The organism is Vibrio nigripulchritudo, from assembly GCF_027924785.1.
Classification (GTDB): Bacteria; Pseudomonadota; Gammaproteobacteria; order Enterobacterales; family Vibrionaceae; genus Vibrio; species Vibrio nigripulchritudo.
In genome coordinates this window covers 1,984,792-2,008,434 of record NZ_AP027049.1, presented here as the reverse complement: position 1 = coordinate 2,008,434, position 23,643 = coordinate 1,984,792, and the positions used below count along the sequence as shown (strand labels likewise).

Here is a 23,643-nt window from a genome sequence, read left to right as displayed (position 1 = left end):
CTATAGTGAAAATATATAAAAAATATCATCGCTATATCTAAAATATATGGAAAGCAAACCTCTTCGCTATTTTGTTGCTGTTGCTGAAACCGGCAACGTCACTAAAGCCGCCGCCAAATTAAACATTGCTCAGCCTGCCCTGAGTATTGCCATCAAAAAGTTAGAAGCCGAACTGGAACTCTCACTGTTTCATCGTGATGAACGCAAGCTTGCATTAACCGATGAAGGCAGAGTCCTTCTGCCTTTCGCAAAAGGGATATTGCAGCAACTCAACGACGCTAAACTGGCCATGGAAGAGCTGAAAGGGTTGGAAAAAGGTGAAGTACGATTAGGCGTGCCGAGCATGATGGGGTCTTATTATTTTCCCGAGATATTAATGGCATTCAAAGCGTCTTACCCCAACTTAAAACTGACAATCGTTGAGGCTGGTACGCAATCTGTTCGGAAGATGCTCCTAAACGGAGAGTTGGATATCGGTGTGGTGATCAATGAAAACGTGCCAGATGTTTTAGACGTCGACCCTATATTTCGGTCGCAAATGGTGGCTGTCGTCGGGGAGCATCACCCTTTAGCGAAAAAAGAGTCCATTTCTTATCAGGAGTTTTTTGAACAGGAACTGGTGATGTTTAAGAAAGGTTACTTTCACCGCGATTTTATCGATGAAATCTGTGAAAATCCAATCAGCTGAAGGCGAAGTTTTCGTTTGAAAGCAATCTACTCACCATGATTCTTAAAATTGTCAGGCAGGAGTTTGCAGTAACCGCGTTACTTGAACTGGTGACAGACAATGAAACGGGCATCAAAGGGATTCCGTTTTCAGAGCCTGTCTACTTAGACCTTGCCATGGCATGGCGAAAAGGCGGGTATTTGTCTTTAGCCAACCGGACGTTTATTGAGTTTGTAAAACAGAATAGCCAAGGGTGAGAAACTTAAGATTTGTACATCTTTTCAAAGTTTTTCAGGTTCCAGCCAATCATCACCTGATCGCCTATTTTTAGTACCGGTACAGAGCGTGCGCCGATGGCATCCAGCTCTTTTCTTCCTCTCTGCATCTTAGCGTTGCACAGGCGGTATTTTATTCCCTTCGAATCAAGGTATTGCTGTGCTGATTTGCAGTGAGGGCACTTATCTTTAATGTAGAGAACAACGCGTTTCATAAATGTCTCTGGCTTGAGGAAAGTTCGGCATTCTAACGGATTTGCGCCGTTTGAAAAAGCAATGAGTAAAAACTCATTGAAACCGTATTCTCTTGTCCTCTGCTTAAGAAAACATCTCACTTACAAGATCTTTTACTACTATTAAGAAAAAGTAGTGTGAATTCCGTCACCAATTAAAAACATTACTATTGACGGGGTTTTTAGAGTGAATGTTGTCTCTTTGGGAGGAATGTATGAGTTCAAGTCAAGGCGTTCAAGCTGATCCAAAAGCCTTAATGGAGTTACACGATTTAACGGAGACAGACCTCGCTCTGATCCGTAAATTTGGCAAAATCATGACCCCAAAAATGGACGAGTACGTACGCCATTTTTACACCTGGCTTGAAACGCTGCCGGAATATAAGCAGTTTTTCAACGACAGCAGTCGCCTCAATCGGGTTCAGACTCAGCAATTACGCTACTGGGAATCCTTCTTCGAAGCTGATATCAATAATAAATACATAGCAGAGCGTATTGCTTTGGGGGAAGTTCATGCGCGGGTTGGACTTTCTCTTCCTACCTATTTTGCTGGTATGAATATGTCGCTCGTTATTTTCACCAAAAGAATGTACGACGGTAGCTTATACAGCGATGAATACAGCGCTCTGGTTACGGCGTTCACCAAACTCCTTCATATGGACACCACCATAGTAGTGGAAACCTACTCAAATCTGATCAACCGACGTATTTCAGAGCAGAGTGAAGCACTTCTTGCCATGTCCACACCAGTAACAATGATCTGGCAGGACATTCTAATGTTGCCAATCGTGGGGATCATCGATTCAAAACGTGCTCAGGACATCATGAGTGCGGTGCTCGGAAAAATAGCCGATGCACGTGCCAAAATCTTCATCATGGACATCTCGGGTGTTGCAGTGGTGGATACCGCTGTTGCCAATCACTTCATCAAAATTACCAAAGCGACACGCCTTATGGGGTGTGAATGCCTTGTGTCTGGCGTTTCTCCGGCGATAGCTCAAACCATGGTGCAGTTGGGAATAAACGTGGGTGAAGTTAGAACCAACGCAACGCTAAGAGATGCTTTGGAAGAAGCATTCAACATAGTCGGTCTGGACGTCCAAGACAAAGCTAGCTGAGGGTAGACATGGAATCAGCCATTACCATCAATAGTCTGGATTCAACACTCATTGCCTCAATTCAGGTGGATTTGACCAACAACGTACTGCTGGGGTTTCAGCAGCAGTTATTGGAACAGATCCATAAACGTTCGGTTGATGGCGTGTTACTCGATCTTTCGGGTGTCGGAACATTAGACAGAACCAATTTCGAGCATTTGAGAAAAATCATCGATTCGGTGGGAGTAATGGGAACAACATGCGTTCTGGTCGGGCTTAGACCCGGATTGGTATGCGCTTTGGTTGAGCTAAACGTGAATACCGATGGTCTTCAAACGGTGACGAGTCTTGAACAGGGTATCGAGCTCATTAATCAGCGCCGGACAGGAGGAGCTTAATGGGAGCATTTCTAGAGCAATCTCAGGACTATCGGGAAGAGGTCTATCATGTGTCGTCCGAGTCTGAAGTCATGACAGTCGTGATGGCTTCCTACGTAATGGCGAAAGAGGTTGGTTTCAGCGACGTTGAAGTCAACGAAATCTCTACCAGCGTTTCAGAGCTTGCGATGAACATAGTGAAATATGCAAACCATGGAGACGTCTTCCTGCATGTAATGAACAGCTCGACCAAAAAAGGACTTGAGATTCGCGCAGTCGACAAAGGTCAAGGTATTGAGGACATCGAACGCGCACTCAAAGACAGCGAAAGTACCTCTGGAACGCTTGGGTTGGGTTTGCCCGGTGTGAAAAGAATGATGGACGATTTTCACATTGAGTCTTCCAGTGACGGGACACAGGTGGTGGCGAGTAAATGGGTGCAATGAGTCCTTTTAGTTATAGCGTCAGAAGCCGACCTTTCTACGGCGAGGTGGTGTGTGGTGATGGCTCAGTCATTCTCGAAAGCGATGAAGGACTGTTTGTCGCGGTAATCGACTCGCTAGGGCATGGTCAACATGCAGCGAGTTTGTCTCGCAAGATTGAAGAGTCGATTCAAAACGAGAGTTCGTTTGACCTGAAATGGCTTCTGAACAAGTTAAATGAAGAATTTAAAGGCAGTATTGGCGCGGCAATCACACTGTTTACCCTTAGCCGGGCAACAAGAACCTTTGAGTGTGTAGGTGTCGGAAACAATAGCGTCAGGGTTTTTTCCAGATCAACGATGAACCTTGATTCCCAGCCGGGTATTGTGGGCGAAAGAATCCCAACGCTTAATCCATTTTCCGACCGTTACATTGATGGAGATATGTTCGTACTCACCACGGACGGTATCAAGGAACATTTTGATTTGTCCGAGTGCCCGACGTTGAAGTACGAAACTGCCGATAGTGCCTCTGGCATCATCATGGAACGTTTCAGTAAACGACATGACGATGCAACGGTAATAGTAGTTAGGTGCAGTGATGAATGAAATTGGATTACTGACAATAGACGGTAGCGACGCGAGTTTGCTTCTGGCGCGCAAAAAAGTCACCAGCATATTGAAAAGCAGTGGCTATACCCCCGTCGAAGTCGATATGTGGGGTTTTAAATTCTCACAGCTTCTTAGAGTGGTGAACGAGAACTACGCGCCCGTCACATTCAAAATTCTGGCGAATGAAGCTTCGATTCGATTTGTCAGTAACACCATTGAACAGGAAATCGATTTTAATCTCATTTCATCTGCCCGAATTCCATTTAAGCATTCTGACTCTCTCATTGAAATCGAACTTAAAGCCAAAAACCCATTTGACTTATTTGAACTGGATTTACTGGAACGCGAACTTTCGGTAAAAACCGTCGAAGAACTGATGGTTGATTTACAGGCTAAAAATGCCGCCCTTGCTCACCATCAGGAGGGTCTGGAGAAAGAGATCGAATCGCAAACGCTGGATCTGCAAAAGTCAGAAGAACTCTCCCGAACCATCGTCGACAGTGCACCAATAGGGGTGATCCTGCTTAACAAAGATTGCCAAATCATCAGTTGGAATAAGAACGCCGAGGAACTTTATGGCTACACCGCCGATGAAGCGTTGGATCAGCCTATTAAGCAACTACTGAACATGGAAGGCGAAAGTCGTCTGGACGATGTTCTTGGTGCCAAGCTTGATTTACAGGTACAGCAGAGTCTTGCGGGGCAGTTTTTTGAAGTTGAAACCAAAGACAAATATGGGCGTTTGGTTCCAGCTGAAATAGGAATGACCATTTTTCAGCTTGGCGACATATGTCAGGCGACATTATTTATTCGTGATATTACCGAGCGAAAACTTGCGGAGCGGGAGCTGAATGCGGCGATGGCGAAAGCCGAAGAAGCGGTCGAAGTAAAATCCATGTTCCTTGCCAATATGAGCCATGAAATTCGTACACCAATGAACGCGATTATTGGTATGGCACATCTTGCGCTTAAAACCGACATGTCGCCAAAGCAGAGAGACTACGTTTCAAAAATCCACAGCTCGGGCACGTTGTTACTTGGCATCATTAACGACATTCTCGATTTTTCGAAGATCGAAGCGGGTAAGCTCGAAATGGAGAGCATCGAGTTTACTTTAGATGACGTTTTCCGAAATGTGTCGACCGTTACCGGACAGAAAGCGTTTGAAAAAAATCTCGAGCTTCTGTTTCACATCCCGCGAACTATTCCACAGCAGCTAATTGGCGACCCCCTGCGTATTGGTCAGGTGATCATAAATCTGGTGAACAACTCGGTTAAGTTTACAGAGCAGGGGGAAATCACAGTATCCGTAGACTTGCTTGAGCAGATTGGCGACCGCATAGAGCTTGAGTTTACCGTCGCTGATACGGGTATAGGGATGACCAGAGAGCAATCCAGTCGGCTGTTCACCGCATTCACTCAAGCGGATGGCAGTACCACCCGGAAATACGGCGGAACAGGACTTGGGCTTTCCATATGTCGCCGACTGGTAGAGCTTATGGGTGGAACCATTCGGGTTGACAGCGAACCTGATGAAGGAAGCCGGTTTGTTTTCAATGTTTGGTTTGATCTGGCAGATCAAATTGCAAGCAGCAAAGACCGTTTAACGGCTTTGCGCCCGGATATGCTGGATGAGCTAAAAGTGCTTATTGTAGATGACAACCGACATGCGGTAGAAATCATGTCTGAAATGCTCGAAACATTGCCGATTCAACCAGAGGTGGCACACAACGGTAAAGAAGCGTTCGATATGGTTGAGCAACACATCAAGGATGAAAACCCTTATTCACTGGTGCTAATGGACTGGAATATGCCTGAACTCAACGGCATTGAAACCGTATCTATGATGCGTGACAGCATTGGCAACGAAAGCCTGCCTAAAGTGGTTATGGTGACGGCCTATGACAAAGACGAAGTTAAGAAAGCATCTAACGACATTGAAATAGCAAATTATCTGACTAAGCCTGTGAGCCAGTCTTCATTGTACGACTGCCTGATAGAGTTGTTTACGGATGTGGATAGAGCGCTTGAAATAGCAGAGGAAGTCCGCTCTGAAGATAACGATGAGTTTAAAGGTTTGCGAGTTCTGTTAACTGAAGATAACGAAATCAATCAGCAGATTGCGTTCGAACTCATGTCGGGCAAAGGAATGGAAGTCACGATTGCAAACAACGGGAAAGAAGCATTGGAGCATCTGTCGGAGTCCGGGGAAGGCGAAGTACCATTCGACATTATGTTTATGGACTTACAGATGCCTGTCATGGACGGATACGAAGCGAGTAAGAGAATTCGTTCGAACTGTCGTTATGAAGACATTCCATTGATCGCCATGACGGCTCATGCCATGGTTGAGGAACGTGAACGATGCCTTAATTTAGGCATGAATGACCATATATCTAAACCTATTGACCCCGAGACTCTGTACCAACTTATTCGCAAATGGGTTGGTAATAAAATAAAAGAGTTACCGAGCCCCCCACCAGAAGCTGTAACTGAACCTAAAGAAGAACAAGAGGTTCAAACGGTTGAACCAGCACCGATCGTTAATGAGGTAAAACGTGAAAATCGCACCTTATACGACATGGATGCTATCGACTATAAAAATGCATTGCTACGCGTTGGAAGCAATGAAGCCTTATTTAAGAAACTTCTTGGTCAGTTGATCAATAAAGAGTTCGATTTCCGCAAGCGCGTCGAGATCATGATAGAGAAAGGGGATAGTGCAAGTGCGTCAATGGCTGCCCATACTCTTAAAGGTTCTGGTTCGAATATGGGGCTAATGAGGCTGTCAGACATGGCTTCCCGATTGGAAGTGCTGATAGAAAGTGAAAAACCAGATGAAATGAGCGTTTTACTCAATGACATCGACATCTACATTCAGGATCTTTTCCCTGAGCTGTCGAGCGTTATTGGGCACGAGCTGCCGACCAAAAAACAAGAAGTAGATGCCAATATTTTAGGAAGGGCACACAAGCTTGATGAACTGCTGCAAAACTTTGATGCAAGTGCAATCGACTTTCTGGAAGAGCATCACCACGATTTCGAGGCGGTATTGGGTGGCGAGGAATTTGAACGCTGCTGCCAGCTGATCCACGACTGTGATTTTGACCAGGCAGCATCCATCCTCAGGAGCTTGGTGAATTTATACCCTTTGGACATGGGTAAAGTGCAAGGAGCCTAATGTTGTTTAAGCAGGGTGACAAAAAGACAATTCTGATTGTCGACGATACAGCAGAAAACCGGACTCTGATTACCGGTTTGCTTAAAGACGACTATCGAGTGCTTGCGGCTGTCAGTGGTATGCAAGCTCTGGAGCTATGCGAACGATTCAACCCGGATATGGTGTTGCTCGACATCATGATGCCTGTAATGGACGGGTACGAAGTCTGTTACAAGCTTAAAAAGAACCCAAAAACGGAATCGATTCCCGTCATCTTTCTAACCGCAAAATCGCAGATTGAAGATGAGCAGAAAGGGTTTGATGTAGGGGCTGTGGATTACATTCTGAAACCCATTAGTCCGCCGATTCTGCTTGCTCGCGTGCAGACTCACCTCAAGCTCAAGTTCGCGATGGAAAGCCTGAAAGAGCACAACGATGTTTTGGAGCAGCGAGTTAAGGAAAGAACCGAGGAGCTGGAATTGCTTCAGGATGCGACGATACTGGCGATGGCATCGTTAGCGGAAACTCGGGATAACGACACTGGCAACCACATACGACGCACGCAAAAATATGTGAAGATTCTTGCCGAAACCATGGCGGAATCCCCTAAATACGCCAGTAAACTGGACTCAGAAACCATCGAAGCCTTGTATAAATCAGCGCCTCTGCACGATATTGGAAAGGTCGGTATTCCAGACAACATTCTCCTCAAACCCGGTAAATTGACCGACGAGGAATTCGATATCATGAAAGGGCACTCCAAGCTTGGTGGCGACACCATAGATGCGGTTGAAAAAACCTTGGGAGTGACCTGCGCATTTTTGCAACACGCTAAAGACATTGCGTATTACCACCAGGAAAAATGGGATGGCTCAGGTTATCCAGACCATCTGGTTGGTGAAGATATACCATTAAGCGCAAGGTTGATGGCTGTTGCAGACGTGTACGATGCGCTTATTTCTTCAAGGTGTTATAAGCCGCCATTTCCTCACAGCAAAGCCGTCGAGATCATAGAATCTTCATCCGGGTCCCATTTTGATCCGGATGTAGTAGAAGCTTTCAGACGGGTAGAGCAGACGTTTGATGAAATAGCCCACCGGTTTGCCGATGAGCCAGAAGAAAGGTCAGAGAAACAAAACTGACGTTAAATTTTGTAGGCTTTGAGCAATAGGAATAGGGATTTCACTGCCATTTCTAACTGGTCATACGCTTTAGCTTTTCCCAGTACCCTGACACCCTGAACCTGAGTCAGTAGTAGCGACGCCAAGGCTTTTGCATCACTTTTATTGTCAATTTGTCCTTTTGACTGAGCGTTAATCAACGCTTTTTCAAAGTTACTCAGAAGCAAGTCAAATACACCTTCTCCACGACTTTTCACCATATCGTCGGTTCCGCCATGCTCAATGAGTGCATTCTGCAAAAAACAGCCGCTTTTCTGATCTTTTTGAATACTGGCAAAGCGGTTTAGGAATTCTTCTATAGTTATTAGGTCAGCGTCTTCTTCAAGAAGTGATTTCATTGAAGGGAACGAAATGTTGTCCAGGTAGAAATCCAGAGCGGAATAGTAAAGTGCCTGTTTGTCGCCATAGGTGTTGTACAGGCTAAAACGGTTGATACCCAGGGTATCGACCAGATCCGCTACCGATGTATTGGCATAGCCCTTTTCCCAAAACAGGGTCATGGCTTCAATGAGTTTTTCTTGTTTATCAAAGTTACTTTTTCTAGGCATAGTTTCTCTCACTTCTTGCTCGACGGAGTATATCAGCTTTGAAAGAAAAATTTAATACTTGACCGATCGTTTAGTATTCTTTTAAAGTAATTCAAAACGAACGTTCAGATAAAGGAACAAAACAAAATGAAACTCTACGAAACAGCAATGACTCCTAGCTCGCGTCGCGTAACTATCTTTATGAAAGAGCTGGGAATTGAGATGGAAAAAGAACAGCTCAATGTAAGAGCCGGCGATAACCTGACACCTGAATATCTGGCTAAGTCGTTAAACGGTAAGGTGCCCCTACTTGAACTGGATGGCGGCGAAGTGATCTCGGAGAGTGTGGCAATTTGTCGTTATTTGGATGCTGTTACAGAAAACAACAAAGCTCTATTTGGTAAAGATGCGCTTGAGCAGGCTAACGTAGAAATGTGGCATCGTGTCATGGAGTTTGAAGGTCTTTATGCCGGTTTTCAGGCGTTTCGAAACCTGACAGGTATCTACAGCGATCGCGAGACGTGTGTTGAAGCCTGGGGTGTAGAGTCTAAGAAACGTGTAGAGAGCTTTTTACCAAAACTTGAAAAACGTTTGGCGGAATCTGAGTACGTTGCGGCAGACCATTTCACAATTGTAGACATCACTGGCGCGATCTTTATTGGCTTTGCGGCGAATGGATTAGAGATTGAAGTATTTGAATCTTACCCTGCAATTAAGAAGTGGTTCGATAGCGTTTCTGCACGCGAATCATTCCAGCAATAACGAGTATTCATAATTCGTACACTCTGAGCCTCTTGATAAAGGGGCTTTTTTAAATGCTCTTTTTAGGTGTAGAATGCCTGACGTTCCAGCCGGGAAGAGACAATGAACACTCAGCTCCAGTACCTTCAGGGATACCCTGAACACATTCTCGATCAGATTCAGCAGCTCATAAATCAGGGTAATCTCGGACCCTGGCTACAAAAACGCTATCCAAATAACCACAACATCACTTCTGACAAAGCGCTTTTTGAATACACCATGCAGTTCAAGAATCGATATCTTAAGAAGTCAGCGCCTTTAAGCAAAGTGGTGTATTGCAAGAAGATCCACACGGTCAATCATGCTCTTGGGCTTCATACCTACGTATCAAAGGTTCATGGTGGCAAGATCAAATCCAAGAACGAAATTCGCATAGCGACCTTATTTCGAAACGCGCCCGAGCCGCTTTTGAGGATGCTAGTCGTTCATGAGCTGGCACATTTAAAAGAAAAAGAGCACAACAAAGCGTTCTATCAACTTTGTTGTCATATGGAGCCAGACTATCACCAGCTAGAGCTGGACGCTCGCTTGTACCTCACTTATCAAGAACTTTCTTAACAGGAAAATCGCTTCGTGCCTTCAAAAAGCCAGTCCAAAGCCTCTGACAAGACGGCTAAAACAAAAGTAATCAAGAAACGCTTCGGAGCGTTACATAAAAGAAACCCTCATAAGGGCAAGTATCACTTCCCATCTTTGTGCAAAGCTTCCCCAGAGCTACAGAAGTTTGTAATTAAAACGGTTAAAGGTGACGAATCGATAAACTTTTCTGATGAACAGGCTGTGATTGCTTTGAATCGGGCTTTGTTAGCCAAGCATTACAGTGTCACAAAATGGGATATTCCCAAAGGCTTCCTTTGTCCTCCACTACCGGGAAGGGCTGATTACATTCATCATATTTCTGATCTTCTAATTAATGTTCCAAAAGAATATGAAGTGACGGGGCTGGATATTGGTACCGGAGCGAATGGTGTCTACCCAATTGTCGGAATAAGCCAGTATAACTGGGTGATGAGAGCAACTGATATCGACCCAAAATCCGTAGCGAACGTGAAAAAGATTGTCGACAACAATCCATCGTTAAAACGTAATCTCTCGGTGGAACTGCAAAGCGATCCAAAGTGCTATTTTAGAAACATTCTAAAACCGGATGAAAGGGTAGATTTCACTATGTGTAATCCTCCGTTTCATAAGTCGCTTCAGGAAGCTGCGAAAGGCACAGAGAGAAAGCTGAAAAACCTTTCACAAAACCGAGCAAAGAAAGGGAGCGAGCAAAAGAGCACTGCATCGAAACTCAACTTTGGTGGACAAAAAGCTGAACTCTGGTGTCCGGGTGGAGAAGAAAAATTTATCCGTAACATGGCTTTTGAAAGTAAGCACTTTGCTAAACAGTGTCTCTGGTTCACGACTTTAGTTTCTAAAAAAGAAAACGTTCGACCATTACGAAAAGCGCTGGAAAAATTAGAGGCTCATGAAGTTCGCATCGTGGAAATGACGCACGGTCAGAAGATCACTCGGTTTGTTGCCTGGACGTTTCTGGATGAACACGAACAGGCAAACTGGTTTGTATCCAAATAGCTCACATGACTGAGTTTACTTGGGTATAATTACGTTCCCATCGAAAGTGCGGTCATCAGTAGGATCGGAAGAGTGAAGATGCTGAAGAAATTCGCGAACAGAACCATAGACGCAACATTTCTTGGCTCGACATTGAATCGCTCTGCAAACAGATAGTTCATAACGGCTGGTGGCAGCATGGTAAATAGCACCATCATCTGCATTTGCATCGGCGGAAGCGGAACAAAGTGATAAATAATCAAGAAGGCGACGAGCCCGGTCGCTAGTGATTGTAGTGAACACATCACACCGGCTTTCAATCCCGCCAATTTCATATGACACATTTGAGAACCAAGGGATAGAAGCATCACAGGAACGGCTGCTTGCCCTAGCAACGAAGTGGCGTTATAGACGGGTCGCCACAACTCAATTCCCGACAGGTTGAATGCCAGTGCCAACGAAGCCGCGATGAATACAGGCATTTTAATAATTTGTTTGAACGGGTTCCCATCACTCAGCAAAGCCAGCCCAACACTGATATGAGTGCTGGCTGACATCACAAACAGAAGAACCGCCGGTGCTAACGCTGTATCGCCAAACGTATAGGTAAATAACGGGATAGCCAGATTACCACTGTTGCGAAACATGTGGGGTGGTGCCCAGGCTTTGTAGTTTAGATTCAGAACTTTACAGACAGGAATCATCAGGATTCCCGGGACCAGAATGGCAATCAGGGCAGCACCAATCAATGGCAGTTGCTGCGCATCTAACGACATGGTTGCCAAGGATGAAAATACTAACGAGGGTGTAAACACATCCATATTTATTCGGTTAATGGGTTTAAAGTCGGGTTTAATAAATTTGGCAACGATAAAGCCAACAAAAACCAGAGCGATAACCGGAAAAATAATGTTAACGACCTGCTCGAACATTCGCATCCTTGGGAAAATTGGTGTTAAGAGGTGAACAAGTTAGCAGCGATCTTGAATAAGGTCACTGAAAATAAGAACTGATGGGTTAAAAAAAGAAAGCTCAGGCGCCCGCAGTGTCCTGAGCTTACAAAATAAACACCGATGGGTGTTTAGTAAAAGTAGGGAAAACCGTTACGAGCGGCATGATTTGTTCATATATTTCACATTGCTGTAACGGGGTTAACAATACCTTATCGACTGTGTGGGTCTTATTGATCTAAATCAATATCGTATTGAGTGTTTTATTAGACAAAGGTCTAATGCGAACAAGAAATAATAAGGATTTGTATTCGTTCTGAGCTCACTGTTAGTGTCACAAAAGGATTAACCGCTTGAAAGTAGGGAGTAAGAAGAAATAAAAGGGCTTACATTAGCAAACCCTTAATTTATAGGTGAAAACTAGTCATTCCGAACAAACTTCGATGAGTTCATCATTGCCGGCATTCAAATATCGACTTTCCAAAGTGTGCTTCTGTAGCGGATAACTGCGAAGAAAGCCCTGTACATAACGACAACCATGAGATTCAATCATTGAAAGTTGCTCCTCTGTCTCTATACCTTCCGCAATCAGCGTCATACCCAGAGCGTTACAAAGAGAGACTGTCGCTTTAATGATGGTTTCACTTCCTTTATGACATTTGTGGACAAAGCTTTTGTCCAGTTTGATGGTTGAAATCGGAAGTGCATCCAATACCGAAAGAGAAGAGTAACCAGTGCCGAAATCGTCGAGATAAATCCTGATCCCCAGATCCACGATGTCATTTAGCCACTTACCGCATTCCTCATGCTTCAAAACCATGGCAGATTCCGTCAGTTCAAGAGCCAGACGTGTTGATGGAACCTGATAGTAATTGAGCATGGTTTCCAGCTGCTTGCTGAGTGAATTGTTGACCTGAATTTGAGAGATATTCACGCTCATGGTGAAGTTTTCTGGGAGAACGTGTTTCCACTCCGCCAACGTTTTGCATGCTTCATTCAAAACCCAATTCCCAATTTCGATGATCTGCCCGGTTTCTTCTGCCAGTGGAATAAATTCTTCTGGTGGCACATTACCAAGCTTTTCATCTTCCCAGCGCAGAAGTGCTTCAACACCAACCATGGTATCTGACTGAGTTTCCAAAATGGGTTGGAAAACCAATGTAAACGCTTTTCTTTCTATCGCGTGAGAAAGGCGTTGTCTGACCAATACTTTTCGGTTGAGTGTGCTGGAAAGGGTAGGAGAGAACAATTCAAAGCGATTGCGACCTTCATTTTTGGCCTGATGCATTGCCATTCCAGATTGCTTGATGAGCGTTTCAACATCCTGGCTGTTGGTTGGATAATGGCTGGCACCCATACTGGCAGTAATGGAAAGGTCGCCAATTCGATTAATAGGATAGTGATTGGCAACTAGGTGAATGATCTGCCCCAGTGTAGACGAGACCTGATCAAGACCTTTTTGCGGAAACAGAAGAACAAACTCATCGCCTCCAAACCTGCCTAATATGCATCCGTCAGGCACACACTGCTTCAAACGCTGAGTCACGGCTTTTAGGAGTTCGTCACCCACCTCATGACCGTAGGTATCGTTTATCAATTTGAACCCATCGAGGTCGAGAAAGGCGAGTGTGAAGGGAATCTGCTGAATGGTGTGTTCTGATATAACGTCTAACATGCCACGACGATTGTATAAACCGGTGAGGTAATCGTGACAGGCATTGAAACTGGCTTCCTCTAATCGCTGTTTCTTTTCCGTTATATCGACCAGAGTAAGTAGCAACTGATTTTTGTCAAACAACCACTGTGCGGTCACATCGAAGTGATGGGGTTTTCCATCCATGTCATAGCTAATTTCTTCTTTAATTTCCTGCTTCATAGGAGCGGACTCTAGCCATTCAAAAGCTCGGATTTTTGAAGAAAGTAAATCGCCCAAGGTGTAAAAGCTGGTTGCAAACGTGAGTCGAAATGCTTCATTGGCGCTGACAAGGTTGCCTTTGTGATCGAAAAGAAGTGAGAGGCTACCGCCTCCAGAAAATGCGAGATCACGTTTAAGACTATTTCGTTCCGCCACAACTTCAACCAGCATGGCAGTTTTACCTGGTGCTATTTCGATTCCTGAAAACACGCAAAGCGCGCATTTGAGTTTACGCTTTGGCGTAAAACTCCACCAGGTACGCACTTTTTCGTTGTTGTTGAATTTCTTTCGATATTGTTCCAGTGTAGCTTCGACGGCCATCGACATTGAAGAGTGAAGGTTTCGTTTCTTTAACTCGTCGAGAGAGTCGCTTTCCCACAAGACCAGCGCTGGGGAATTCGCCCAGACTATTTGCTTGCTGTCGAGATCAAATATCCATATCGGGTTATGAAGTAATTCAAAGTCTTCATATTCTCGCATGTACTACGCCTGTTTCTTTGGATTCTTACTGGAGTAATCGTTTTCACCATTATTGACTTGAATGGTATGCCTGATCCATATGCACTGGTTTGATTATTTGTCGCAATATAAAATCTATGCCTGTATTGCGTCACCGGATAAGCAAATAATTTTTAGAATCAGCCAAAGTTAGTAGTTAATTGTAGAGATCAAACCAATCACGGCAGATCATTCTTTTTCTGCGCATTTCCATATTTTCGATTTGTAGCACATGTATTTGTAAGCTTATGTAAGCATCTGATTTCACAGGAAAGAGTGCGGTATTTATAAAGTTTATTACCGACTTCGAGACGATAAATCTTCCAGATAACTTTTTGAGCTAAATAGTAAATATCGCTCTATTAAGAAGGTAGCTTCGTTTTCAATGGATTTCTAATGTAATTAAAGCAGTTGAGTTTTAATAACCCAGTGTTTTTGTGGTCAATATGCGTCTTTTTATTCGACTTAGTATCAATATTCAAAAAGTCTCATTCGTTGGTTTGAGTTTCACTAATTTTGCGTCTATAGAAATATGAGAGCTATTCATATAAATGACATTAGATTTTGCTAAACAAAGTGTTATCCCAAAAAAATCGAAATAGAAATATGATTCACAACTGAGGTTATTATGCGCGTAAATCAACCGGTTACACAAAAAGAAGTCACGTATCCACCCAGCTATAATTTGCTGTCAGTAACTTCAACAAGCAGTCACATCACTTATGCCAGTAAAGAATTCTGCGAAGTCGCTGGATATAAGCTGGACGAGATGGTTGGTCAACCGCACAACATGGTCAGGCACCCCGACATGCCACCAGAAGCTTTCAAAGACATGTGGGAACACCTTAAACAAGGTAAGTCCTGGATGGGGCTGGTTAAAAACCGCTGTGCCAATGGTGACCATTATTGGGTAGATGCCTTTGCTTCACCAATCAAGGAAAACGGAAAAACCGTTGAGTACCAGTCTGTAAGACTGTGCCCAGCACGCAATCATGTTGATAACGCAGAAAAAATATACGCGCAAATTCGCGCTGGTAAGACGCCATTTAAGCTAAAGCTTCCAAGAACACGATTGTGGCAAAGAGCCACCATGTACTTTGTTCCCGCGGCCATCCTTGCTGCAATTGCTAACACTTTTGTTCCGGGCGTTGGCGTCTGGGCTTTGCTTCTTCTTGCTATTGCGTCGGTGTATTCCCTAACCAGAAGGCTGGAGGCGTTATCCGAGGAATCTCGAAAAGTCTTCGATAACCCACTGATGGAGTTGGTTTACAACGATCATATTGATGACATTTCGGAAATTAAGCTGGCTCTTAAGATGAGGCAGTCAGAGCTCAATGCCGTAGTAGGACGCATACAGGATTCGAACGATCAGATTGGTGAAGCGGCGCAGTCTTCTTCCAATAACTGTGAAACCACGGCATCTAACCTCGAAGGGCAAACTGCTGAAACTGAACAAGTCGCTGCTGCGGTTAACCAGATGCACGCAACGGCAAACGAAATTGCAGAAAACGCACAGAGCGCATCAGAGGCTACAGCAAATGCAAATACGGCTGCAACGGAAGGGCTTGGCGCGGTTAGCCAAACGAAAGACGCAATTTCGAAGCTGTCTGCTCAGTTGGATGAAGCGTCTGGTTTGTTCTCCGAACTGGAAGCTCATGGTAAAACCATTGGCGATGTGCTGACCGTGATTCAGGGTATCGCTGAACAAACCAACCTGCTGGCGCTGAATGCGGCAATTGAAGCGGCACGTGCTGGTGAACAAGGACGTGGGTTTGCGGTCGTTGCAGATGAAGTTCGTACACTTGCACAGCGAAGCCATGAATCGACAGAAGAGATTCAGTCGGTGATTACCCAAATTCAGTCCAGTACGCAAAGTGCTGTTAACGCAATGCAAGAAGGCAACAGCCTGTCTAAACAATGTGTCGATAGCGCAGAAATTTCCGGTAACAAGCTGGACGTGCTGATGGGGCAAGTCTCAGACATTTCAGATAGAAATAGCCAGATTGCAACAGCAGTAGAAGAGATGGCAAGGGTAACAGAGGATATGAACTCAAGCGTTCAATCCATCAGTGAAGTTTGCTCCGCGACGAATATTCTTGCGAGCGATACGCGAGATGAATGTGAAGGCTTAGTAGCTAACCTGGATTCGCAAGGTAAGTTGGTAAGCCAGTTCAGACGTATCTAGGGGCGGTTGACCTTAATTACCATTCACAAAAACCAAGCCCCGCTTTTTAGCGGGGCTTTTTGTTGAGTAGTAAAATGGAGTGACAACCTTACTCTACTGAAAGCTGACAGACACTGGTTACCCGTGTTGGAAGAATTTGCTGGTAGCCCGATGAGAATTCGTAAAGGTTTACAGATTCATTCATATCACAGCTTAAGTCTTTCATCGCTGGCGGCATAAAGGGCAGGTAATGGCTTCCTGCATGCTCAGAAGACCATATCGCTTTTGAGTTTTTTCCGTATTCAGCGGTGATGTTTATCATTGAACGAATAGTGTCGGATGACTTTGTCTGAATAGGAAAGTCGTAGTGAAACGGAGTGAAATTGAAATAGCCGTTTTTATCTGTTTTCACAATCTCCACAATGGTTCGGTTGGTGGCGATGGTGCGAACGACCGTTGCCCCCGGCACAGGCTGCTGATTTTCAAATAGTTGCCCGGAAACTGCCGGAGCAACCTTATTTGGATTTGGAGACAAAGAAATAATGTCGGCTATACCGCTAATCGGATAACTTGCAGACAACACTAAAAAGCACTTTTTGAACATATATCACTAGGGCCTGTTGACCTTAACAAACGGTAGCCAGTTTCAATAAGTTACCGTTCAAAATGCATTGTGAAAAATATCAAAAACGATGTAGGTGCTTTTGTTACGATATTTTTTACGATTTGTATCAGCTTAATTTGTTGCTTCTGGTTGAGAAATCCACTTTGAGGTGAACTGATCAGCAGGTAGTGCTTTTGAATAGAAGAAACCCTGACCGATATCACACCCGATGCCACGGATGTACTCAGCCTGCTCTTTAGTTTCAATTCCTTCCGCTACCGTCTTCATTCCCAAGCTGTTCGCCATAGACACAATGGCTTCTACTAGAGAGCGATCGTTGGCGTTGGTATCCGTATTGGAAACGAATGATCGATCTATTTTCACCCCATCAAACTGAAGTTTTTGCAAATAGCTGAGAGATGCGTAACCGGTACCAAAGTCATCTAGCAGTACCTGTATACCGTGTTCGCGTAAATTTCGAATGATGTCGCGTGCGGTATCGATGTCCTGAATCAGCTGGCTTTCTGTAACTTCCAGCTGTAACTGCCTTGGACGACAACCCGCCTTCAACATGCTTTTTGCCAGAATGCCACCTATGTCCTGCCTGTAGAGTTGTTTTGCAGAAAGGTTAATAGTTACGTAAAAGCCTTTTGGAAGCGTGGACTCCCAGACAACGAGCTGCTGGCAGGCGCGATCGATCAAATGTTGTCCCAGAGGCAGAATCATATCGGTATTTTCTGCGATAGGGATAAAATCGTCTGGCATGATGATCCCACGAGTAGGGTGTCGCCATCTGACCAAAGCCTCTGCTCCCAAAAGCTTTCCAGACTGCATATCAATCTTAGGCTGATACCAAAGTTCGAATTGCTCCGGCTGGTTCAATGCCTTGCGCAGTTCCTGCTCAATATCGATGCGTCGTTCTATCTTTTGATTCATCGCGTTGGTGAACAAACTGTAGGTGTTTTTCCCACGTTCTTTGGCGTGGTACATCGCGATGTCTGCATTTTTGATTAGGGTTTCGGCGTCCTGACCGTGGCTTGGGTATGAAGCAAGCCCGATACTGCCACCGGCGACAATGGTGTCGCTCTCAATCACTATGTCTTTCTGAAGGGTAGAAAGAATATTGCCCGCCATATATTCACGTTGTTTTGGAGACAATCCCGCGCAGCAAATCAAAAATTCGTCGCCACCAAGGCGAGCAACCATGTTTGATTCAGTTTCAGGGAAACCGTATCCCACTTCACGTGATAATCGAGTTGAGACGATTTCGAGCAGGTGGTCGCCAGAGGCATGACCGAAGTGATCGTTCACCTGTTTAAACTCATCAAGATCGATAAAGAAAACGTCAATTTGTTGATGTTGACCGGATTCAATAAGCTCATTCACATGGCTAATAAAATACGTTCTGTTTGGTAAACCTGTTAGAGCATCGTGGTACGCCATAAAGCGTATGTCTTCGGTATGCTTTTCTATACGCATTCCCATGTCATTGTATGCGTTTACCAGTTCACCAATTTCATCTGAACGACGCAAAGCACGCATAGTTCTGAACTTGCCTTGCCCCGTTTCCTGTATGTGTGTGGTCAGCCGGCGAATGGGTTTAGTAAGCGAGCGCGCCATAAGAGTGGCGAGAAGGAGGCTAAATGCAAAGCTGGCAAAAGTAATCCAGAAGTGCCCCTGATAAAGGCTTCGAATGTTCTCTTTGTAAGCTTCACCAATGATCTTTTGGTTGTCGGATATATCGTTCAGGAGCTTTTCCAAGCTTAGTTCAATGTAGACCGCACCCATTGACATACCAGACTGGGAGATGGGCTGAATGTATATCAGCTTGGAACTTGTCTGCTTGATAAAGGGTTTGTTTTTACGCATCGACTGCTTAATGAGGTCCTGATTCGGCGGCACCGCGCCAAATGAAAGCATTTTTTCAGTACCATCGTGGAACACATTGCCATCTTTATTAATGACATTAACGACCATCACTTCTCGCTGTGAAAGGGCAGGCTGAATCGCTAAATACGTCGCCTCAAGATTGTAGTTGTACAGCGGATCAAACAGGTGTTCAGACAGATAAAGTGCAATCGACTTGCCACGAAGTTGAAGCTGTCGGCTTAAGCTGTTGTGGGTGTGTTTGTTCAGTTCTTCGATAATGCTATCGGTGTGCTCGTTATAGAGATTTTTTTGCAGGATAAAATGACTGAGCGACAGCGCAGCAATGATGCTCGCTGTCGCGATAATGTAGCGGGTGCTCAGTTTTATCGAAGAAATACGGCTCATTTTGTTAGGGCTTCAATTTTTGGTAGTTGCAGGCGCGCTTCATCCAAAACTTTCCTTGTTTCTTCATTGAGTTCATCAAATTTTGTGGTTTTCTGGAATCTAACCAGAGTTGCCTTACCTTCAGCAGTATTATGCATGTTCATCAGTGTGTGTCTGATTGCATTATTCATTTCATCAGAAAATTCAGGAGAAGACAGCATCAGATCCCTAGGGTAAGGGGACGATTCGTAAACAACTTCCGCAGATTGTTTAATCTTTGCTGGCATATCTTCATTAGCGTTCCAATTACTGTCACTGAAGGCACCAAGATCTGCTCTTCCCTGATAGACCCAGTAGGAGATGTTAATTTCGTTAGACTGTTTGAGTTGTTGATCAATAAACATATAGCCCACCTTGTCCGAATCTGGTTTTTGGCGGTGGCTGTCTAAATATTGAAGTTCATACCCTTGGCTAAGTAACGAAACCGCAGGTATAAAGAATGAGCTATTTGAACTTGGCTTTTCAAAAAGTATAGATTTTCCATTTAGCTCAGAAAAAGATTTTGATTCTTCTGATTTTATAGAAAAAATTATGGAGCTGTATGTGGCCCTGCCTTTTTTCCAACGTCTTGTAAGAATATTTGCATCAGCATTCTTTTCATAAAGTAGGGCGCTATACACAGTTGCAGGAAGCAAGTGAACCTTGTGATTTCTTAGCTTTTCTTCCATTTCTTCCAGAGTTGAAACCACCACGACTTCACCGTGCGTGTATCCAAATTCTTTGAGTGAATCTGCAAGATAGTTCGCTAGTGGTAAGCTCCATTTAATTCGTGACTTCACCTTTTGAGACACAGCACCAACAACAAAAGGTTTGTCATTCAATTGGATAGAGTCTTGTTTGCTCAATTCAGCATACACTGGATTTGCAATCGTCAGACATGCAATGGTTGCTGAAGACAGCAATGTCGAAACTGTGATTTTCATGAAAAGTGGAACCTCTAAAAACAACAAAAAGTGAGTTCGGCTAATCTGAGAGAATAGGGAGATCTTTCATTTGTGTAAACGATAATTGGAAGCAAGTTAACAGAAACTGTGCAATAAATCATTACAAGATGTTTCAATTATATTTACCGTATAACTATATTTTCTAATTGGCTCACTATGAATTTTGTTAGCAAAAGGTAAGATTATATTTTGATTGTTTTTTGTTCGGTTTAAGTTGCGACGAGAAGGTTTTGAAGTTTTGGCTCAGAAGACGTTTCCTTAAAATGATTTATCTCTTATAAATCGCCCTATATGAATTACGTTTAAGGTACAACCAGTTATTGAGTTGTTTGATTTTATGAAAAAGCATACGCATAATGACTTGATACTCACGCGCTCTCACTTGGAAAAGTTGCATGTATCTCTCAAGCCCGGAAGATTTTCAAAAACATCTATTTAGGGATGAAGAAGGGTACTTGTGTGCTCACTACAAAAACTACACATTTAGTAGTGTCTTTCAGCCTATCTTAATAGCAGGTGGAGATGTGTTTGGGTTTGAAGGACTTGTTCGAATTAAAAACGAAAATCAGGAACCCGTAAGACCTGACCTTTTCTTCAGAAGCGCAGAGCTCACTTTTGTTGATATGATTAACGTCTCTTTGTTATGCGCAAGCATACATTTGAGAAATTTTGCTCAGTCCTCCCATCGCGAAAAGAAAATCTTCATCAATGCATCGCCATTAGTATTTCAAGTACTTTCACACGATGACAACGCAATAGACGTTCTATTAGGTTTCTTACAAGCAGTTCACCTGAATCCAGAACAACTGGTCTACGAAATCATGGAATTCGATGAGGGTGATGTACATAAAATTCTCAAAGGTGCTCAGGTACTAAGCCGATATGGTATTACCATCGCAATGGACGACTTTGGGCAATGTGCTTCGAACGAGGCGAGAGCCAAAATTCTATTGCCTTCCATCATAAAGTTAGATAAGTCACTGTTGGACAATTTCGTAAGTCATAATGACTTCGATTTAGTGGATTCGCTTGAGCTAGCAAACAGCATTGGCGCTAAAGTGATTCTTGAAGGGCTAGAGACAAAAGCGCAGCTTGATAAGCTTGCAGACATGAATATCGATATGTTCCAGGGCTTTTACCTTGGTCGACCCAAGCCACTTCCGCCTCAACTTACTGCAAACTAGATGTAAAGTCCTCATTCTTAATAATTCTTAAACATAAATCTGACCAGAAATTAAGCATAGAGCTTATTAAGGTATATATTAAATAAGAGGGTCTTTGTTTTAGGAAGAGGTGTATGAGGCTTTGTCATTGGCTGGTAGGTTTTTCATTATGCTACGGAATTGCATTCAACGTGTTTGCAATCAACAAAGTCACTTTAACGCTGCCTGCTTTCAAAGATAATGGTCATGAATTTTTCCATGAGCTGCTGACTGAATCCTTAAAAGCTCAGGGTATTGAAGTCACCATTATTACTCCTTCCCGTCACACCCCCCAAAAGCGTGCTGTTCACATGTTGAACAAAAATCAGATCTCCCTTTACTGGCTAGTTAAGACAAATGAACGCGATAAGAAGTACGCGTTAGTCGATGTGCCATTAACGAATGGCATGATTGGGCAGAGAATTTTACTCATTCCTGAAGGTGCGCAGCATCATTATAAAAACATCAACACATTACTGGACTTGCAAAAATCCGGGCTAGTAGCTGGGCTAGGAGCTAACTGGTATGACATAGATGTTTGGAAGGCGAGTAACCTGCCATATCATGTAAAAGATGGAGAATGGCGACAGCTGTATGAAATGCTCTCAGAAACTGGTGGCGTGAACTACTTTCCCCGGGGAATGCATGAAGTTCTTGCTGAAGCAGAAGGTCAACCACAGTTAGAAATAGAAGACCGACTCATCCTGAAATACAACCGCAGCATGGTGTTCTATTTGAGTGAATCAGCAATAGAATACAAGTTGCTTATCGAAAGGGCATTGAAGCAAGCCAAAGAGAGTGGTTTAATGCATCAGCTTATTGATAAGCATTGGAAAAAAACAATCAACACCATAAAACCAGAAGATCGGACAATTATTGAACTGATCTCACCATAAAACGTTAGTTGCTAAACAGATGAAACCTAAAATTAGAAGACTATGGCATAGCTGTATCTTTACGGCTGCCGCAGCGGTATCCGGTTGCGTAATGGCGGACACCGTCAGGCTTACCTCACTCTATTGGCCTCCATACACGGGCGAAGAACTGGTGCAGCAAGGTGCCAGCGTCGCCGTGGCTAAAGCGGCGTTTGACGCAATGGGTCACCAACTGGAAGTGGACTTCTTCCCCTGGAACAGAGCTGTTTCTCTCGCCAAATCCAGCGATTATTACGTTGGCTATTTTCCTGCCTATTATTTCAAAACCAACAAGTTACTGCTCTCAGAACCCATGGGGAGTGGGATGCTAGGTTTGGTCGAAAATGTGGACAAGCCGATTCGATGGCGGGCGCTTACCGATTTGGTGCCATACACAATTGGTGTGGTAAGTGGTTACAGAAACACCCGCGAATTTGATGAAATGATCCACAGTGGTCAGCTCGAAGCACAAGAGTCGATGACAGATACGCAAAACGTACTGAAAGTGGCGAGTTCTGAACTTGATCTCGCTGTCATTGATGAAAATGTACTCCGATACCTTCGAATGCATGATCCTGAAGTTTCTCAGGTTAAAGAGAAACTTCAGTTAAACAAAAAGCCACTAGTGTACAAAGATTTGTATATTGCCTTTACACGTGGCCCTGAAGGCGAGCGTTGGCTAGAAGTATTTAACCAAGGTCTCGGAAAGATAGATGCTGATCAAATCATGAGAGACTATATGGATCAGCATTTTAAAAGCCACTGATCACGCTGATAAAGCACATCGCTGTACTGCTGATTACAATAGGTATTCCATAGGCAATGCCTTTTTCCCGAAATGTCTTCAGGCTTCGGTAGTACAGCGCCATTATGATTACCTGAATACCACCAAGTAGAAACATGCTCATCACACTTAATAGTAAGTAGTCTGGATGAATGCCAATGGCAAAAGCAGTGAGTAGCTTGGTATCACCACCTCCCCAGACTCCAATCACAGTTGCAACAAAGCCTATAGCGAAAACCAGCGCCGCATAGGGAAGTGAGTCCCAGATAAAACCATTGTTAAAAGCGAGAGGAAGTGTACAAAGGGAAACAAGCAGTACCAGTTTGTTGGGAATGCGTCGATGACGGATGTCCGAAACGCAAATAGCAATACCAAGAATGCAGAGCGCAACAAAAAGAAGCGCATTAAGAGAGAGTTCAATATTCATCTCCCGAATTATACCTTAATCCT

Annotated in this window: 21 protein-coding genes and 1 pseudogene; 14 read left to right on the top strand and 8 right to left on the bottom strand. The window is 43.9% G+C overall.

The features are described 5' to 3' along the window. Window positions 1-46 precede the first annotated feature (46 nt). Window positions 47-924, top strand: a pseudogene (locus QMG91_RS09225) (LysR family transcriptional regulator). Window positions 925-929: 5 nt separating this feature from the next. Here the strand turns inward: QMG91_RS09225 and QMG91_RS09220 are convergent. Next, a complete protein-coding gene (locus tag QMG91_RS09220) occupies window positions 930-1,157 on the bottom strand; it encodes a glutaredoxin family protein (RefSeq protein WP_004401025.1) in 228 nt (75 codons plus the stop codon). A 233-nt stretch (window positions 1,158-1,390) separates the two neighbouring features. On the opposite strand from QMG91_RS09220, the gene QMG91_RS09215 reads away from it, so the two are divergent. The 6 genes from QMG91_RS09215 to QMG91_RS09190 are packed head-to-tail and all read left to right on the top strand — an operon-like array spanning window position 1,391 to window position 7,984. Then, the gene (locus QMG91_RS09215) at window positions 1,391-2,293 is read left to right on the top strand and encodes a protoglobin domain-containing protein (RefSeq protein WP_022591163.1); all 903 of its coding nucleotides are present in this window, start codon (window positions 1,391-1,393) and stop codon (window positions 2,291-2,293) included. An 8-nt stretch (window positions 2,294-2,301) separates the two neighbouring features. Next, window positions 2,302-2,670, top strand: a complete 369-nt coding sequence (locus QMG91_RS09210; protein ID WP_004401027.1) for an STAS domain-containing protein — start codon at window positions 2,302-2,304, stop codon at window positions 2,668-2,670. Next, the gene (locus QMG91_RS09205; protein ID WP_281825954.1) at window positions 2,670-3,095 is read left to right on the top strand and encodes an anti-sigma regulatory factor; all 426 of its coding nucleotides are present in this window, start codon (window positions 2,670-2,672) and stop codon (window positions 3,093-3,095) included. The genes QMG91_RS09210 and QMG91_RS09205 overlap by 1 nt, the downstream gene beginning before the upstream one ends. Further along, the gene (locus tag QMG91_RS09200) at window positions 3,092-3,679 is read left to right on the top strand and encodes a SpoIIE family protein phosphatase (RefSeq protein WP_281825952.1); all 588 of its coding nucleotides are present in this window, start codon (window positions 3,092-3,094) and stop codon (window positions 3,677-3,679) included. The genes QMG91_RS09205 and QMG91_RS09200 overlap by 4 nt, the downstream gene beginning before the upstream one ends. Then, window positions 3,672-6,863, top strand: a complete 3,192-nt coding sequence (locus QMG91_RS09195) for a hybrid sensor histidine kinase/response regulator (protein ID WP_281825950.1) — start codon at window positions 3,672-3,674, stop codon at window positions 6,861-6,863. Before QMG91_RS09200 ends, QMG91_RS09195 begins: the two co-directional genes overlap by 8 nt. Further along, window positions 6,863-7,984 (top strand): response regulator, encoded by a 1,122-nt coding sequence (locus QMG91_RS09190; protein ID WP_004407755.1) that lies wholly within the window; start codon window positions 6,863-6,865, stop codon window positions 7,982-7,984. Before QMG91_RS09195 ends, QMG91_RS09190 begins: the two co-directional genes overlap by 1 nt. 2 nt (window positions 7,985-7,986) lie before the next feature. On the opposite strand, the gene QMG91_RS09185 is transcribed toward QMG91_RS09190, so the two are convergent. Further along, entirely contained in the window at window positions 7,987-8,571 is a 585-nt protein-coding gene (locus QMG91_RS09185; protein ID WP_281825947.1) for a TetR/AcrR family transcriptional regulator, read from the bottom strand. Between the two features lie 126 nt (window positions 8,572-8,697). Between QMG91_RS09185 and QMG91_RS09180 the strand changes: the two genes are divergently transcribed. From QMG91_RS09180 to rlmF, 3 genes are all read left to right on the top strand, one after another. After that, a complete protein-coding gene (locus QMG91_RS09180) occupies window positions 8,698-9,312 on the top strand; it encodes a glutathione S-transferase (RefSeq protein WP_022550593.1) in 615 nt (204 codons plus the stop codon). Window positions 9,313-9,414: 102 nt separating this feature from the next. Beyond that, entirely contained in the window at window positions 9,415-9,909 is a 495-nt protein-coding gene (locus QMG91_RS09175) for a M48 metallopeptidase family protein (protein ID WP_004407760.1), read from the top strand. 15 nt (window positions 9,910-9,924) lie between these two features. Beyond that, window positions 9,925-10,926, top strand: coding sequence for a 23S rRNA (adenine(1618)-N(6))-methyltransferase RlmF (gene rlmF, locus QMG91_RS09170; protein ID WP_281825943.1), 1,002 nt, complete (start codon window positions 9,925-9,927; stop codon window positions 10,924-10,926). A gap of 29 nt (window positions 10,927-10,955) precedes the next feature. Here rlmF and QMG91_RS09165 read toward each other — a convergent pair whose 3' ends face one another. After that, window positions 10,956-11,837, bottom strand: coding sequence for an AEC family transporter (locus QMG91_RS09165; protein WP_004407768.1), 882 nt, complete (start codon window positions 11,835-11,837; stop codon window positions 10,956-10,958). A 442-nt stretch (window positions 11,838-12,279) separates the two neighbouring features. Further along, window positions 12,280-14,250 carry a sensor domain-containing protein gene (locus tag QMG91_RS09160; protein ID WP_281825936.1) on the bottom strand — a complete coding sequence of 657 codons (1,971 nt, stop codon included), beginning with the start codon at window positions 14,248-14,250 and terminating at the stop codon, window positions 12,280-12,282. Between the two features lie 646 nt (window positions 14,251-14,896). On the opposite strand from QMG91_RS09160, the gene QMG91_RS09155 reads away from it, so the two are divergent. Further along, window positions 14,897-16,453: a methyl-accepting chemotaxis protein gene (locus QMG91_RS09155; protein ID WP_281830417.1), complete on the top strand. Its 1,557-nt coding sequence runs from the start codon at window positions 14,897-14,899 to the stop codon at window positions 16,451-16,453. A gap of 88 nt (window positions 16,454-16,541) precedes the next feature. Here the strand turns inward: QMG91_RS09155 and QMG91_RS09150 are convergent, their stop codons facing one another. From QMG91_RS09150 to QMG91_RS09140, 3 genes are all read right to left on the bottom strand, one after another. Then, on the bottom strand, window positions 16,542-17,015 hold the full coding sequence (locus QMG91_RS09150) for a DUF6795 domain-containing protein (protein WP_281830416.1): 474 nt from the start codon (window positions 17,013-17,015) through the stop codon (window positions 16,542-16,544). A gap of 153 nt (window positions 17,016-17,168) precedes the next feature. Continuing rightward, on the bottom strand, window positions 17,169-19,310 hold the full coding sequence (locus tag QMG91_RS09145; RefSeq protein ID WP_281830415.1) for an EAL domain-containing protein: 2,142 nt from the start codon (window positions 19,308-19,310) through the stop codon (window positions 17,169-17,171). After that, entirely contained in the window at window positions 19,307-20,272 is a 966-nt protein-coding gene (locus QMG91_RS09140; RefSeq protein WP_281870254.1) for a phosphate/phosphite/phosphonate ABC transporter substrate-binding protein, read from the bottom strand. Before QMG91_RS09140 ends, QMG91_RS09145 begins: the two co-directional genes overlap by 4 nt. A 416-nt stretch (window positions 20,273-20,688) precedes the next feature. Between QMG91_RS09140 and QMG91_RS09135 the strand changes: the two genes are divergently transcribed. The 3 genes from QMG91_RS09135 to QMG91_RS09125 all read left to right on the top strand — a co-directional run bounded on the left by QMG91_RS09135 (window position 20,689) and on the right by QMG91_RS09125 (window position 23,175). Continuing rightward, complete coding sequence (locus tag QMG91_RS09135; RefSeq protein ID WP_022601935.1) at window positions 20,689-21,477, top strand: EAL domain-containing protein; 789 nt, start codon at window positions 20,689-20,691, stop codon at window positions 21,475-21,477. 113 nt (window positions 21,478-21,590) lie between these two features. Then, entirely contained in the window at window positions 21,591-22,391 is an 801-nt protein-coding gene (locus QMG91_RS09130) for a hypothetical protein (protein WP_022550602.1), read from the top strand. 19 nt (window positions 22,392-22,410) lie between these two features. Continuing rightward, window positions 22,411-23,175, top strand: coding sequence for a substrate-binding periplasmic protein (locus tag QMG91_RS09125; RefSeq protein WP_022593378.1), 765 nt, complete (start codon window positions 22,411-22,413; stop codon window positions 23,173-23,175). On the opposite strand, the gene QMG91_RS09120 is transcribed toward QMG91_RS09125, so the two are convergent. After that, on the bottom strand, window positions 23,162-23,620 hold the full coding sequence (locus QMG91_RS09120; RefSeq protein WP_281830412.1) for an A24 family peptidase: 459 nt from the start codon (window positions 23,618-23,620) through the stop codon (window positions 23,162-23,164). The genes QMG91_RS09125 and QMG91_RS09120 overlap by 14 nt on opposite strands. Window positions 23,621-23,643: the final 23 nt, after the last annotated feature.